Origin of the sequence: Variovorax sp. LjRoot84, assembly GCF_964254305.1 — a bacterium.
In the GTDB taxonomy this organism is placed as follows: domain Bacteria; phylum Pseudomonadota; class Gammaproteobacteria; order Burkholderiales; family Burkholderiaceae_C; genus Variovorax.
The window spans coordinates 1444539-1458311 of the sequence record NZ_CAXUTE020000002.1; the positions used below are offsets into that span (position 1 = coordinate 1444539).

Consider the following 13773-nt stretch of genomic DNA (forward strand, 5'->3'; position numbering starts at 1 on the left):
ATGAGCGAGGCAGGCTGCCTTCAGTGCGGCCGCCCACGCTCCAGAAAGGACGTAGGAGACGAGGATGGGAAGCACGAAAAAAACGGCATTGGCGCTGGCGATGATCGCCGCCTTCCCCCTGGCGCAGGCGCAGACCGATGGGTCGCGGGCGCCGCAACCGCCCGGCGTCGGGCAGGCGGCGCCATCCGGCGCCGCCAGCTACGCGCAGACGCTGGTCGAGAGCACGGCCGCGATGCACCCGGAGCTGATCGAGATCGACCTGCATGTAACGCCCGCCGGTGCGACGCAGGGCGCCATTGTCGCGGCGAAGTCGCCCGCGCGCATCGGCCGTCCCGACGACGACGCCGCGATCGCGGTGTTCAGGAGCGGCGAGCCGCGCATCGAGATCAACCGCCGCGGCGACGGCAACGTGGACGTTCAGGTGCAGCTGTTCGACATCTTCCGGCAGACCATCGGGAGTGTGGCGTTCACTTTCCCGTACCCGCCCGAGACCGACCCGGATGCGCTCGTCAAAAAGGCCGGGCAGTACCGCGACGAGATGAGCCGCCGCATCTTTGGCGCCGGCAGCCTGATGGAGCCGGCGCAGCTCGACCCGCGCATCCCGCTGCGCAGCTACGCGCAGTTCCTCGTCGACGACCTGCTGCGTCGACATCCCGGCATCGAGGTGATCGCGCTGCACGCGCGCACGCCGAGGACCGGCACCGACTACCCGATCGTCGCATCGAACATCGGCCGCATCGGCCGGCCCGCCGACGAGGGCGACCTGGCGGTGATTCGCAGCGGGCAGCCCTACGGCAAGGCCGATGAACGCGGTGCGCGCTTCGAGGTCAAGGTCCCGGTCAAGGATGCTTCCGGCGCCATCGTCGGCGCCCTGGGGGTCGTGTTCCCGCTCGGCGCGGCGGCGAGCCAGGAGGCGCTGCAACGCCGCGCCGCGATGATTGCCGCCGAGATGGGGCAACGCATCGCGAGCGCGGGCCAGCTCGAAGGCCCGTACCCGGCCACCGGGATGGCGAAGGAGCCCGAGGCGATCGAGGAGTACAACAAGCAGGAGCTTGGCAACAAGCAGAATCTTCCGATGACCAAGGAGGTCGCTTCGGGACAGGCGATCGGGCAGACCCAGGAGGGCTATTCAGAGGCCATCAAGAACCAGGCCGGCGTACAGGCGACGAACTCGGCCGGCAGCGCCAACGACGCCTTCGCGATCCGCGGCATCAAGCTCAACCTGTTCTCCAACTACCGGCTCGACGGCGGCCTGCCGGTCGCTGGCGTGATCACGAACCCGACCGAGAACAAGGAACGCGTGGAGACGCTGAAAGGCGCGAACGCGTTGATGTTCGGGGTGGCCAGCCCGGCCGGCATCATCAATTTCGTGACCAAGCGCGCGGGCCCGCGTGACATCACCAGCGTAGGCGCTGCCGGCAATTCCTTCGGCCAGTACGGGGCTTCCCTGGATCTCGGACGACGCTTCGGCACCGACGAGCAGGTCGGCGTGCGGGTCAATGCGTCGGCGACGCACCTCGAGAACGGGGTGCGGGACATGGGCGGGCACGGATCCTTCGCCAGTGTCGGCGTGGACGTGCGGGTCACGCCGCGCCTGACCTTGCAGGGCGACTTCGAGCACTACCGGCGCGACGTGCCCGAGCAGGCAGGCATCGCGCTGCTGTCGCCCGTGAATGGGGTCATTCCGCTCACGCCGGTTCCCAGTCCGAGAAACCTGCTGTCCGGCACCTGGAACCTCTACACGCCCAGGACCACGAACATCCAGGGGCGGGCCGACTACGTCCTGAACGACGACTGGAAGGTGCTGCTCCAGGGCGGGCAGTCCCAGTCGGAGCGCCACCGCAACACGGTGCGCATTCGCAACTACAACATCCTCACCGGCGCCGGCGGCATCGTGACGGTGCAGCCGATCGACAACGACTACACCAACACGTTCTGGCGCACCGAGGTGCTCGGGAAGTTCAGGACCTGGGGGCTCACCCACGACCTGACCCTCGGCCTGTCGAGCAGCGAACGCGAGTCGAGCACCTCGCAGAGCGCCACCATCACGCTGGCGCAAAGGCAGAACATCTACAACCCGATCCGGCTCAATCCGCCGCTAATCGGGCCGTCGGTCCCGAGGCCGATGCAAAGCAGCACCGACACCGGACTCTATGGCTACGACACAATCGGGGTCACGGACAAGCTGAAGATGCTGCTTGGCGTGCGCAGGGTGCAGGACAAGGAGGTCTTCGGCAGCACCGAGACGAAGACGTACCACACCTCGCCCGCTTACGGTGTGCTGTACGACATCCGGCCGACCACGACGCTGTTTGCGAGCTACATGGAAGGTCTCGAAGCGGGCGCCACGGCGCCCGCGAACGCGGCGAACGCGAACGAGATCCTGCCGCCGGCGATTTCGAAGCAGAAGGAAATCGGCATCCGCGACTCCTACTTCAAGGGCCTGCAGCTCAGCGTCTCGTACTTCGACATCATCCGCGCCAACGCCGTGACGGATCCGGCGACCGGCATCTTCGGCTACAACGGCAACCTCTCGTACAAGGGCATCGAGGCGACGGCCAGCTACGAGATCAATCGCGACTGGAAGGTCAATGCGGCGGTGCTGCGGCTGAACGCGAAGCAGGACGCGCCGGGCCAGCCGCTTATCGACGGCAAGGTGCCCGAGAACACGCCAAAGTGGAATGCGAATTTCGGCGTGGCCTACCGGGTGGCGGCGGTCCCGGGCCTGACGGTGAGGGCCGGGGTGAAGATCATTACCAAGCGGCCGTTGAATGCGCAGAACCAGGGCTATCTCCCCGGCACCACGCTCTACGACGCTGGCCTGAGCTACGCGACGCGCATCGGCGGCCGCCCGACGTCGTTCAGCCTCAGCATCGACAACCTGACCAACAAGCGCTACTGGAATTCGGTGGCCGACGGGACCTACGGCATCGGCATGGACCGCGCGCTCAGGTTCAACGCGAAGATCAATTTCTAAGCGCGTCAGGCGCCTCGCGACGAACCCAGGTCATGAAACCCAAGCTCTGCGTCCCCGCCGTCGTGCTTTGCCTGTTCCTCGGCAGTGCGGCGCAGGCGGCGCCGCCCTCCGATGGCGTGTGCGCCGGCTCGCCTGCGGAACGCATCGATCCGGCGCTGCCGGCCTACGAGCCGCGCGCGGTCGAGTTGGCGCCCGGGGCGCGCTACTTCGATCCGGACGGCGCCGTCGCGGTGGTCGGCTACAACGACATGCGCGAGATGCTGGAGTCGCTCACCGCGTCGTTCAGCGCAACGCATCGGAACATCCGCTTCAGGCTCGATCTTCCCGGCACGCGTTTCGCACCGGCCGCGCTGGCCCGCGGCGTGTCCGCGTTCGCGCCGATGGGCGCGCTGTTCACGCCGCAGCAGCTCGAGGAATACCTGGCGATCGCGCGCAGCGAACCCATCGCTGTCCGTATCGCGCACGCGTCGCTGGACGCCCGGGCGCTGAGCGGCCCGCTCGCGGTCTTCGTGCACCGCGACAACCCCATTCGTTTCCTCACGCTGGCGCAGGTCGCGAAGGTCTTCTCGGGCGACGCCGCACGCTGGAGCGAGCTCGGTCTCCAAGGAGCATGGGCCGGCCGCGGCCTGAACGCCTATGGCATGCAGCCGGACACCGCATTGGCCTTCGAGCTGCAGCAGATGGTGATGCCTCACACGGACTTCGGCCCCCGCATGGTCGGCGTGCCGCAATCCGCCGAGCTCGTCGAGAAGGTCGCGTCGGACCCCTCGGCGATCGGCTTTGCGGCAGCCATGCGCGCAACCCCGGCAGTGCGCGCCGTTCCGATCGCCGCGGCGGCGGGGGCCGAAGCCGTCGCGCCGACTTGCGAGGACATCGTCGCCGGCCGTTACCCGCTCGATCGGCACCTGCTGATCTACGTGCCGCAGCCGGTCACGCCGCTCGCGCGTGAGTTCGTTCGTTTCGCGCTCTCGCGAGAGGGTCAGCAGGCGATTGCCGCTTCGCCGCAAGGCTATCTGCCGATGTCGGCGAAGGACGCGGCGGCGCAGCGCGCCAAGGTTGAATAGCGTGCGCATCGCGCTCGTCTGCAGAAGTCGTTGTTGACCTACAAGGAGACTCCCCCATGAATGCATTGCTTTATGCAAGACAAACGATGCTGTCGGTCGCTGCCTGCATTGTCGCGGCAGCATCATTTGCACAGCCCGCCGATACCCGTCCGATGGTCGAGTGGGTCATCCCGGCCCTGCCGACGAACGCGCCGCAGACGCCCGAGCAGGCCGACGCCAGCAGGAAGCGCGGGCGCCAGTTGCCGGCGCCCGAAGTCCTACAGCCGGCGCTCGACAAGGCGCTTCCCGCCTATCAGCCCCGAAAGGAGAAGTTGACCGGCACGTTCAAGGGCGCATCGTCCGACGTGCTGACCGGTCTGGTGCAGAAATGGTTCGAGAAGTTCAAGACTTACCACCCAGGCGTCACGCTGAGCATCGCGCCGCCGTTCGCGGGCAGCTATGGCGCGAACGAGCTGGTGAAGGAGAACCTCGACTTCGTGTTCGTGTCGCGCGAACTCAAGCCCGACGACATCGTGAACTTCAAGGCGAAGTTCGGGTACGACCCGCTCACCGTCCCGGTCGTGGGTGGCTCCTATCGCCACTACGGCGCGCTCGACGCGGTAGGTTTCTTCGTCCACAAGGACAACCCGATCGAGAAGATCAGCTTCGACCAGATCGATGCGATGTACTCGACCACCCGGCATCGTGGCGGCAAGGCGATCACGACCTGGGGCGATCTCGGGCTCACCGGCGAATGGGCCGACAAGCCGGTCAAGCTGTACGGCATCAAGCCATGGAACGGCTTCGAGGAGTTCGTGCGCCAGCGCGTGATGAGCAAGGGCGACAAGCGCGGCGAATGGCGCGACGACATCCAGTTTGAAAAGGTGGTCTTCCCGATGGCCAAAAACGTGGCCGGCGACCGCTACGGCGTCGGCTATTCCGGCATCGCGTATATCGATGCGCCGGTGCGAATGCTTCCAGTCGTTGCCAATCCGGGCGACCCGCCTCAGGCGCCGACCTACGAGAACGTCGCGCTCGCCAGCTATCCGCTCAGCCGCCTGATCTACTTCAACACCAACAAGGCCCCCGGCAAGCCGCTGACGCCGGCGCTCGACGAATTCCTGCGCTTCATTCTGAGCCGCGAAGGACAGCAGGTCGCGCTCGACCACGCGAGCTACATCCCCTTGCGTGCGTGGCAGGTGCAGGGCAGCCGCGCATTGCTTGACCACTGATCGACCCGAGGACCCGTCATGCAGACACTCCGACTCTTCGCCCTAGCCCTCGCATCCGCGTTCATGCTGGCGACGGCCGGCCCCGCCGCCGCACAAAGGACATCGGCTTCCGCACCGGCGCTCGCGAAGCACGCCCTGCTGATCAGCATCGACGGCGCGCACGCCATCGACCTGGCGCTCTACGTCAAGAACAACCCGGGGTCGCACCTGGAGCAGCTCGGGCAGCGCGCGATCACCTACACCAACGCACGCCAGCCGCTGCTCGGCGATTCGACGCCGGGCCTGCTGACGCTCGCCACTGGCGGCTCGAGTGCCGGGGCCGGCGTGATCTACAGCCCGTTCTACGATCGCGACCTGTCGCCGGCCGGCTCCGACTGCAGCACGCGGGGCTCGGTGTACTACGTCGACGAGAAATGGGTCAAGGACATGAAGCGCGAGGACTCGGGTGGCGGCATCGATCCGGCCAAGCTGCCTCGCGATGCTTCCAAGGGCTGCACGCCGGTCTATCCGCATCAGCTCGTGCGCGTCAACACGATGTTCGAGGTCGTGAAGGCGGCGGGCCGGCGCACCGCATGGATCGACCAGCACGAGATGTACAACGACCTGCTCAACGGCCCCTCGGGCAAGGGCCTCGATGACAGCCGCGCACTCGAGCGCAAGGGCGTTCCGCAGACGCTGGAGGGCTTCATGGGCCAGGATGCGCGGCGCGTCGATCTGCTGCTCAACCAGATTCGCGGATTGGAAAGCACCGGCACCCGTCGCGTCGGGATGCCCGCCGTGTTCGGCATGGGATTCATCAGCTTCGGTGCCGTCCAGAAGTCGCACGGCTACAAGGATGGCGATGCGTCGCCAAGCGAATCGCTGAAGAAGACGCTCGACTTCGTCGACGAGTCCGTTGGGCGCATCGTCGGCGAGCTCAAGTCGCAGAAGCGTTTCGACTCGACGCTCATCGTGCTGACCGCGAAGCACGGCCAGTCGCCAATCGACATCAAGCAGCGCCGCGTGATCGATCGCAACGTGATCCGCAATGCGGTGAACAGCGTCGCGCCGGGCTTGCTCGCCCAAGCGTCGCTGGACGCGATCGGTCTCGTGTATCTCAAGGATCGAAGCCGCACGAACGAGGTCGTGGCGGCGCTGCGCGCGAAGGCCGACGAAGCGGGCATCCTGAAGATCTACGCCGGCGAGCAGCTCGAGCTGCTGCTGCCGGCCCGGGATTCGCGCACGCCCGACATCCTGATCCAGCCCGTGCTCGGCGCGTTCTACACGGACAATGCGGACGGCGAAGCTGCCAAGGGGCTGCTGGCCGAGCACGGCGGAATGCTGGACGAGGACACGAACGTGCCGCTGCTGGTGTCGTTCCCTGGTGCGAGGCCCACGGTCAACAGGGCGCCGGTCCAGGTGAGCCAGGTCGCGCCGACGGTTCTCGCCGCGCTTGGACTCGATCCGAAGGCGCTTCGGGCGGTGCAAGCGGAAGGCACGCCGCTACTGCCCGGCTTCGGCTCCAGGCGTTGAGATCCCTCCAGACCCAAGAGACAACCTGAACTGGATTTCAGTTGAGCTTCAGCCGGCGTTGAGGCGGGCCCCTTAATGTCTGCCTCACCAGGACACCGATTCGTCCTAGGCCCATCAAGGAGACGGACATGCTGCAGATGACGCGTGAGCAAAGCGAATATGAAGTGCGCTTCGAGTCCCTGTTCAAGCCAGGCCGGGGCTTCGCCTTCCCCTGCGACCAGAGCGGTCGCCTCGATCTGGACCGTGCGAGCGAGGCCGCACGCAATAACTACTTCTTTGCTCGGGCCATGGTGGGTCGCGAGTTCTCGCCTCCCGTCGTGCGCCCGCTGACGCTCCATTGAACGCAGCCCCTCGATGCGACCGCTGCGCGCGATCGCCCAAGCGCCAACCTGCGCGGAGACCCGATCTTGAACCTCACCACGCGGTGTCGTGCTGTTCGTTATGGCACTGATCTCGTTACAAATGGCCTTCGAGTGGGCGCATGATGTAGGCAACGCGATCACGGGCTCGCCGCTGCTCGCGTCCAAGCCCCGCGTCCACTGTTTTGGCTGCGCTACCGTCAATTTAGTAGGGTGTTCGCGAACTGGACGGCGGGCACGAGCGACCGGTGTTGGCCGGTGACGGCTGTTGGGCGAATTCTGCTTTCAGCATTCTTCTATCGAAAGCAACGGCCACCGCTCGCCGAACCGCTTTGATTGCACTCGCTGGCGGTACGTAGCGGCGCTCGCTCTGAGCGGGTTGTGCCGAACGAGCAGCTCGAACAGGTCGTCGAGCCCGTGTGGAGCCACGACCCCAATCGATTCCTCATCATTCAGGTTGACGCCCACGCATGTGGCGAACTCCGGCCAGGTGCCCACGCCTTCTTCGAGGGACCGGACCGGCGGTACCACCTGCCCGAAATTGTTGGCGAACCAGTCGTGGACCGTGGCTTGGTTCGTGACCTCCCAACGCAACGCCGGCATCGCCTCGCGGAGGCGACGTTCAAGGTCCGCGTCCTGCCCGGGACCGTCTGCCGCGTCGTCGAAGTAGACGACGTCGACGTCTTCAATCGCTGAAGGCCGTTCATAGCCATGGAGCGCGTCCCACACGAGCGAACGCACGGCGCCGGGCGCCGATGCACCAAGAGTTCAAACCAAGTGAGCGCACCACCCTCAATGCCGCCATCAAGCTGCTCGACGAGCGCACCATGGCGACAAGCCGTGCCCCGAGTTCAGGCTGAGAGTGGAGGTTCATGGTTTGTGGCGAAGGCAGAAGCTGTCCGCGACCGTCGGCTTTTGGCCGATTGTTGCCTGCCGCATGGTCAGTGCGCACACGCTCCTGAAACCCGCGAAAACCGTCCGCGTCCGGGGAGCTTGAGGCCCGAGGACTAAACCGCTAGCGCGGTGGCCCGCCGCGAAGGCTGCGGCACATGGCAAACGTTGCGCCCCTGTCTATGTTGAGGAGCGAGGCAATCGGCCTCGTCCTTTGACAGGAGCGCCACCATGACCGCTTCCACCCAAGCCATCTCGCCTTTGCGCCAACGCATGCTCGATGACATGCGCATGCGCAAGCTCAGACCCAAACCCAGGCCAGTTACGTCCGCGCGGTGCGCTACCTCGCAGCCTTTCTCCAACGCTCGCACGATACAGCCACCGTGGAGGATCTGCGGCGCTTCCAGTTGCACACATGGTCGACCGCGGCGTCTCGGCCATCACGATTAACGCGACCATCACCGCCCTGCGGTTCTTCTTCGAGGTCACGCTCGGGCGCGACGACGCAATGACCAGGATGAGCTATGTGCGTGTTCCGCAGAAGCTGCCGGTCGTGCTCAGCCGCGACGAGGCCGTGCGCCTGATCGCGGCGGCGTCCAACCTCAAGTACCAGACCGCGCTGTCCATCGCCTACGGTACCGGACTGCGTCGCCAGCTATCGCGTGTGGCAGGCGATCACCGCCTTAGCGGCGGGTCGCTCCCGTCACCGCCCAGGCGAGCCCCGCCATCACGACTGCTAGGCCCAGCGCTTCCACGGCGCTTGGAAAGTGGTCGAGCACGGGCCAGGCCATCAGCGCTGCCAGGCCGGGTGCCAGCGCCGGGAAGATGGAGGCACGGGCAGGTCCGAGCAAGGAGACCATGCGTGCATAGGTGAACAGCGTGCCGGCGCCGGCGATGAGCCCCTGGACCAGCACCTCCGTCCAGAACACCTCGGAACTGGCCGCGAGCAGTCGCGTCGGACCGACGGCGAGGAAATAGAAGGGCACATAGGTGACCAGGGACGAGAAGGAGATCACCGCGGTGGCCAGCAGCGGGTCCAGCCGATGCTTGCGCAGCACGATGCCGAACCCGGCCCACAGCGTGCCGGCCGCGATGAACATCGCATCACCGACGAGCGTGCGGGCGGTGAAGCTGGAGACATCAAGCCCCGAGACGAGCAGCAGCCCGACGAGGACAGCCGCGATGCCGGCGGCGCGCCGCGGCGTGATCCGCTCCTTCAGCACCAGCGCACCGAGCACCATGCCCATCAGGCTCATGGCCGAGAACGGGAACACGGCCGCATGGCTCGCCGGTGCAAACTGCAGCGCGCCGAACATCAGCAGGCCGAAGGGCGTGCCCGCCAGCAGCGAGATCAGGGCCCACAGTTTCCAGTGGCCGCTGAGTTGCTGCCGGTTCCGGCGCCAGACCAGCACCAGGATCGGCAGCGTGACGAGGCCGGCCACGCCGAAGCGCAGGGCGGTCAGGTCCTGCGACTGCAGGCCCCGCGCGATGCCCCATCGGGCGTAGACCGTATAGAGCGCACCGATGCTCGCGGCCAGCAGGCCTACGGCGATGCCCTGGACGAGCCGTCTGAAGTCGTCCGTCGACGCGGTGGCGGGCACGGCCGGATTGCAGGCGTTCATGGTGCGCTCCCTCTGTCCTGGCTCAGAGCTGCGGCGCAGCCGGGAAGTCCACCGGTACGCGCGTCGTGCCGTGCAGGAAGTTTGTGACCGTCTTGTCGCCGATCGCGACGATCGTGTCGACGAGGTGACCCTTGTCCCAGCCCGCGGCGAAGAAGGCATCCACCAACGCGGGGTCGGCGTGGCCACGCTCGAGCGCAATGTTCTTCGCGAGCCGAGTCAGAGCATCGAGCTTGGGGTCGAAGCCCGCCGTGCCACTGCGGATCTCGAGGATCTGCTCGTCGTTGAAGCCATGCATCCTGCCGATCACGGTGTGCGCGGCCAGGCAGTATTCGCAGGCGTTGACCTCGCTGACGACGAGGTTCACCACCTCGCGCGCCTTGCCGGTGATGCTGCTCTTGGCGTTCTGCAACGCGAGGTAGGCGCCCAGCGCGTGCTCGGAGTGCGCGAAGGTCGCATAGAGGTTGGGCACCTTGCCGAGGTTCTTCTTGAGCTGGTCGAAGATCGCCTGGTTGGCGGGGGACACGTCGTCGCGGGTCGGGACATTGATGGCGGTGGTCATGAGGGTTCTCCTTCAGGTTTCAGACAAGGGTGGGGTGAGGAAAAGCGCATCACTGCGCCGTGTAGCCGCCATCGACGGCCAGGCTTTGCCCCGTGAGGTAGCGCGCCTTGTCGCTGCCGAGGAACACGATGGTCTGGGCGATCTCGTCCGCGCTCGCGGCGCGGCGCGCCGGCATCGTGGCGAGGAAGCCCTCCTTGGCCTGCTGGTCGCCGCCAACGAAGCGCTCGAGCATCTCGGTAGCCACGGGGCCGGGCGCGACCGCGTTGACGCGCACGCCCGCCGCCGCGCCCTCGAGCGCCGCGCTCTTGGTCAGTCCCTCGACCGCATGCTTGCTGGCCGCGTAGACGGAGGCACCGGCGATGCCCACCTGCCCCGCGATCGAGGAGAGGTTGACGATCGCGCCCGCGCCCTGCGCCAGCATCACTCGCATCTCGTGCTTGAGCGAGAGCAGCGTGCCCAGCACGTTGGTCGAGAAGATGCTGTCGTAGTTGTCGGTTGACTGCTCGGTGATTGGGCCGAGCTGGCCCTCGGTGCCGGCGTTGTTCACTGCAACGTCCAGACGGCCGAAACGCTCGACGACCTGCTCGACCAGGCTGCGCACCTCGCCTTCGAAGCGCACGTCGGCGCGGATGAACTCGGCTTCGGCGCCGAGCGCACGCAGCTCGGCGGCCAGCGCCTGGCCGGCTTCGTCGCGCCGGCCGCTGACGGCGATGCGATGGCCTTCGCGGGCGAAGGCAAGAGCGGTGGCGCGGCCGATGCCGGTGAGCGCGCCGGTAATGAGGACGACGGGCAGGTTCATGGTGAAGCTCCTTTCAAGGGGTACTGGGTTGCGATGGCCTCACTGTGATTGATTCCGATCGTTTGATTCAGTGGGGTTTCGCTCATATGATTGATTCCCACTAGGCATAAATAAGGCGTCAGGATGGACAAGCTGCAGGCGATGAGGACCTTCGTGCGCGTGGTGGAGGCGGGCAGCTTTTCCGCCGTTGCGCACGAGCAGGACAGCAGCCAGAGCGCGGTGAGCAAGCAGGTAGCGGCGCTTGAGCGGGCGCTTGGCGCCCGGCTGTTGACGCGCACCACGCGCTCGCTGGCCTTGACGGAGGAAGGCGAGCGCTACTTCGAGCAGGCGCGGCGCCTGGTGGACGAGATCGCCGAGGCCGAAGCGGCGCTGCGCCGCGGCGAGCGGCAGCTCGGCGGCTGGCTGCGCGTCGCTGCCTCGGTGGGCTTCGGCCGACTCAAGCTGATGCCGTTGGTGCAGACCTTTCTCGAGAAACATCCGGAGGTGAAGATCGACCTGCGCTTGAGCGATGGCTTCATCGACTTGGTGGAGCAGGGCATCGACGTGGCCGTGCGCATCGGCGAGCTGCAGGACAGCAGCCTCATCGCGCGGCGCGCCGGCACCACGCATCGCATGCTGGTTGCGCACCGCCGCTATATGCGCGCGCTACCCAAGGCGAGGCAGCGCCTCGTCGCGCCGGAGGACTTGGCGGACCACAATTGCATCGTCTACACAGAGATCGCGATGCGCAACGACTGGCCCTTCACGGCCGGCCCCGGAGCACCCCACACGGTAGGCACGACGCGCACCGTGCGCGTGGAGGGCAACCTGCAGACCAACAGCAGCGAGGTGATCCGCGCCGCGGTAATGTCGGGCATGGGCATCGGCTACGCGCCCGCCTGGCTCTTCGATGCAGAGCTCGCCAGCGGCGAGGTGTTGCGCCTGCTGCCGGACTGGCCGGCGCTCGAGATCCCGATTCACCTCGTGAGCCCGCGCGAACGGCGGCACTCGGCCAAGGTGCGGGCCTTTGCGGAGCACGTTGCCCAGGCCCTGCTGCAGGAGTAAGGCCTTCAACCCAGACAGGAGGGGAAGCCTTCAACAGCCGAGCCTCAGACGCTTTGTCGATCCACGGCGGCGGAGCGACGCCACTGCCCTGGCGTCATGCCGATGCGCTGCGTGAACGCCCTGCGGAAGGCGGCCACCGACTGATAGCCGACGTCTGCCGCTACGGCCTCCGTGGACGCGAGTGGCTTCTTCAATGCGTTCGCCGCGACGCTCATCCGCACGTCGAGCAACAGGTCGTGGGCCGTGCGCCCCAGGCTGTCCTGGAACTGACGTATGAACGTCGCGCGGGACATGTTGCAGCGACGCGCAAGGTCCGGCAGCGTCCACGCTCTTTCCGGCTCGTTGAAGATGGCCGAGACCGCCGGTGCCAGGCGCGGATGGCCCGCAAGCGCCAGCAGGCCCGCTGGCGCATCGCTCGCCCCGCTCGCAAGACGCAAGGTCAAGGTGAACAGGGTCGCCGACAAAGCGTTGAGCATCGCATGACCGCCCAAGCGGTCCCCGAACGACTCGATGCGCATCAGTTGCACGAGGTGAGCCAATTGGGCGCGCGTCTCGTCTGGTGCCGCGGCGTCATGCCGCGTGGCGCTGACAACCAACGCCGGCGGCAGGTAATCCCGCATCAACAGATTGTGCGGCGGCGCGATGATGAAGCGACCGCACAGCATGTCGAGGCGCTCCCCTGCACCGGTGTTCTCGCTGACGGTCAGGTTGAGTCCTTCGCGCTCGCGTGCGCGCTTCGGACGCTTGCCGCTGCCATCGTGGAGCACATGCGCAGAGCCATGCGGCAGCCACACGATGTCGCCTGCACCGAGCAGTGTCGATGCGCCGCCGGCCGGATCTTCCAGCACCGCGGAACCACCGAGCACGACGTGGTAAGGGATTTCTCCCAACGGCGAGGGCTCATACACGATCCGCCACGGCGAACCGTAGGCGCATCGGATCTCGACCCGACCTGCAACGGCAATGACTTCGAGGAGGTGGCTGAGCCAGTCCGTTGGCAACGACATGATGGTGGATGTGATACTTTCGAGCATCTTATCGACACTATTTGGACTCGGCAAGATCACATCGGCTCCCTACAGTGTGGGCTTCATCCACTTCATCCCGGAGCTTCACCATGAGCCGCATCACCATCCCCCCGGTTGCCTCCGCCACCGGCGCCACTGTCGAGGTCTATGCCCAGGTTAGGAAGATCGCAGGAGGCAGCATCCCGAACATGTTCGCAGCGCTGGGCCACCTTGCGCCCCAGTCGCTCAAGGCCGTGCTGAACACTGAAGGCGCACTGGCGGCCGGCAGTCTCAGCAAGCAGGACCTCGAGACGATCAAGCTGCTCGTGAGCGAACTGACCGGCTGCGACTACTGCGTCGCTGCGCACACGATGCTGGGGAGGATGGCGGGCCTCGCGCCGGACACGCTACGGCAGATCCGCATCGGCCAGGTCACCGGCGATGCCAAGCGCGACGCGCTGGCCAGGTTCGTGCGCACGCTGCAGCAAACGAGCGGCACGATCGGCGACGACGAGGTTGCGGCCATCCGTGCTGCGGGCTACACCGACACGCAACTGGCGGACATCGCGCTGGCAGTCGCGCTGACGGTGTTCACGAACACCTTCAATCGCATCAACGACACCGACGTGGACTTCCCACCGGTTCAATGACGCCGGGTGTCGGGAGGACGAATTCGGTTCGTTCTCCCGAGAAGTTCGGCGGCGACTGATTCGCAAGCTCTTGCCGGC

The 13773-nt window shown here is 66.4% G+C and carries 12 protein-coding genes and 1 pseudogene; 8 read left to right on the forward strand and 5 right to left on the reverse strand.

What is annotated here, in order from left to right; genetic code table 11:
* The first annotated feature begins 64 nt into the window (after window positions 1-64).
* The 5 genes from ACSQ9I_RS37740 to ACSQ9I_RS37760 all read left to right on the forward strand — a co-directional run bounded on the left by ACSQ9I_RS37740 (window position 65) and on the right by ACSQ9I_RS37760 (window position 7105).
* Entirely contained in the window at window positions 65-2977 is a 2913-nt protein-coding gene (locus tag ACSQ9I_RS37740; protein WP_436317032.1) for a TonB-dependent siderophore receptor, read from the forward strand.
* 32 nt (window positions 2978-3009) lie between these two features.
* Window positions 3010-4041 carry a substrate-binding domain-containing protein gene (locus ACSQ9I_RS37745; protein WP_436317033.1) on the forward strand — a complete coding sequence of 344 codons (1032 nt, stop codon included), beginning with the start codon at window positions 3010-3012 and terminating at the stop codon, window positions 4039-4041.
* Window positions 4042-4097: 56 nt separating this feature from the next.
* Window positions 4098-5252, forward strand: coding sequence for a PstS family phosphate ABC transporter substrate-binding protein (locus tag ACSQ9I_RS37750; RefSeq protein WP_436317034.1), 1155 nt, complete (start codon window positions 4098-4100; stop codon window positions 5250-5252).
* A gap of 18 nt (window positions 5253-5270) precedes the next feature.
* On the forward strand, window positions 5271-6764 hold the full coding sequence (locus ACSQ9I_RS37755; protein ID WP_436317035.1) for an alkaline phosphatase family protein: 1494 nt from the start codon (window positions 5271-5273) through the stop codon (window positions 6762-6764).
* Between the two features lie 128 nt (window positions 6765-6892).
* Window positions 6893-7105 carry a hypothetical protein gene (locus ACSQ9I_RS37760; protein ID WP_436317036.1) on the forward strand — a complete coding sequence of 71 codons (213 nt, stop codon included), beginning with the start codon at window positions 6893-6895 and terminating at the stop codon, window positions 7103-7105.
* A gap of 303 nt (window positions 7106-7408) precedes the next feature.
* On the opposite strand, the gene ACSQ9I_RS37765 is transcribed toward ACSQ9I_RS37760, so the two are convergent.
* Window positions 7409-7864: a nucleotidyltransferase family protein gene (locus ACSQ9I_RS37765; protein WP_436317037.1), complete on the reverse strand. Its 456-nt coding sequence runs from the start codon at window positions 7862-7864 to the stop codon at window positions 7409-7411.
* Window positions 7865-8245: 381 nt separating this feature from the next.
* Between ACSQ9I_RS37765 and ACSQ9I_RS37770 the strand changes: the two are divergent.
* A pseudogene (locus tag ACSQ9I_RS37770) lies at window positions 8246-8663 on the forward strand (tyrosine-type recombinase/integrase); the annotation flags it as partial.
* Between the two features lie 34 nt (window positions 8664-8697).
* Here ACSQ9I_RS37770 and ACSQ9I_RS37775 read toward each other — a convergent pair.
* The 3 genes from ACSQ9I_RS37775 to ACSQ9I_RS37785 are packed head-to-tail and all read right to left on the reverse strand — an operon-like array spanning window position 8698 to window position 10994.
* Window positions 8698-9636 carry a DMT family transporter gene (locus ACSQ9I_RS37775; RefSeq protein ID WP_436317038.1) on the reverse strand — a complete coding sequence of 313 codons (939 nt, stop codon included), beginning with the start codon at window positions 9634-9636 and terminating at the stop codon, window positions 8698-8700.
* Between the two features lie 22 nt (window positions 9637-9658).
* Entirely contained in the window at window positions 9659-10195 is a 537-nt protein-coding gene (locus ACSQ9I_RS37780; protein WP_436317039.1) for a carboxymuconolactone decarboxylase family protein, read from the reverse strand.
* 49 nt (window positions 10196-10244) lie between these two features.
* A complete protein-coding gene (locus tag ACSQ9I_RS37785) occupies window positions 10245-10994 on the reverse strand; it encodes a glucose 1-dehydrogenase (protein ID WP_436317040.1) in 750 nt (249 codons plus the stop codon).
* 123 nt (window positions 10995-11117) lie between these two features.
* On the opposite strand from ACSQ9I_RS37785, the gene ACSQ9I_RS37790 reads away from it, so the two are divergent.
* A complete protein-coding gene (locus ACSQ9I_RS37790; protein ID WP_436317041.1) occupies window positions 11118-12038 on the forward strand; it encodes a LysR family transcriptional regulator in 921 nt (306 codons plus the stop codon).
* A gap of 44 nt (window positions 12039-12082) precedes the next feature.
* On the opposite strand, the gene ACSQ9I_RS37795 is transcribed toward ACSQ9I_RS37790, so the two are convergent.
* Window positions 12083-13072, reverse strand: coding sequence for a cupin domain-containing protein (locus ACSQ9I_RS37795; protein WP_436317042.1), 990 nt, complete (start codon window positions 13070-13072; stop codon window positions 12083-12085).
* Window positions 13073-13155: 83 nt separating this feature from the next.
* On the opposite strand from ACSQ9I_RS37795, the gene ACSQ9I_RS37800 reads away from it, so the two are divergent.
* A complete protein-coding gene (locus ACSQ9I_RS37800; protein ID WP_436317043.1) occupies window positions 13156-13695 on the forward strand; it encodes a carboxymuconolactone decarboxylase family protein in 540 nt (179 codons plus the stop codon).
* The last annotated feature ends 78 nt before the right edge of the window (window positions 13696-13773 follow it).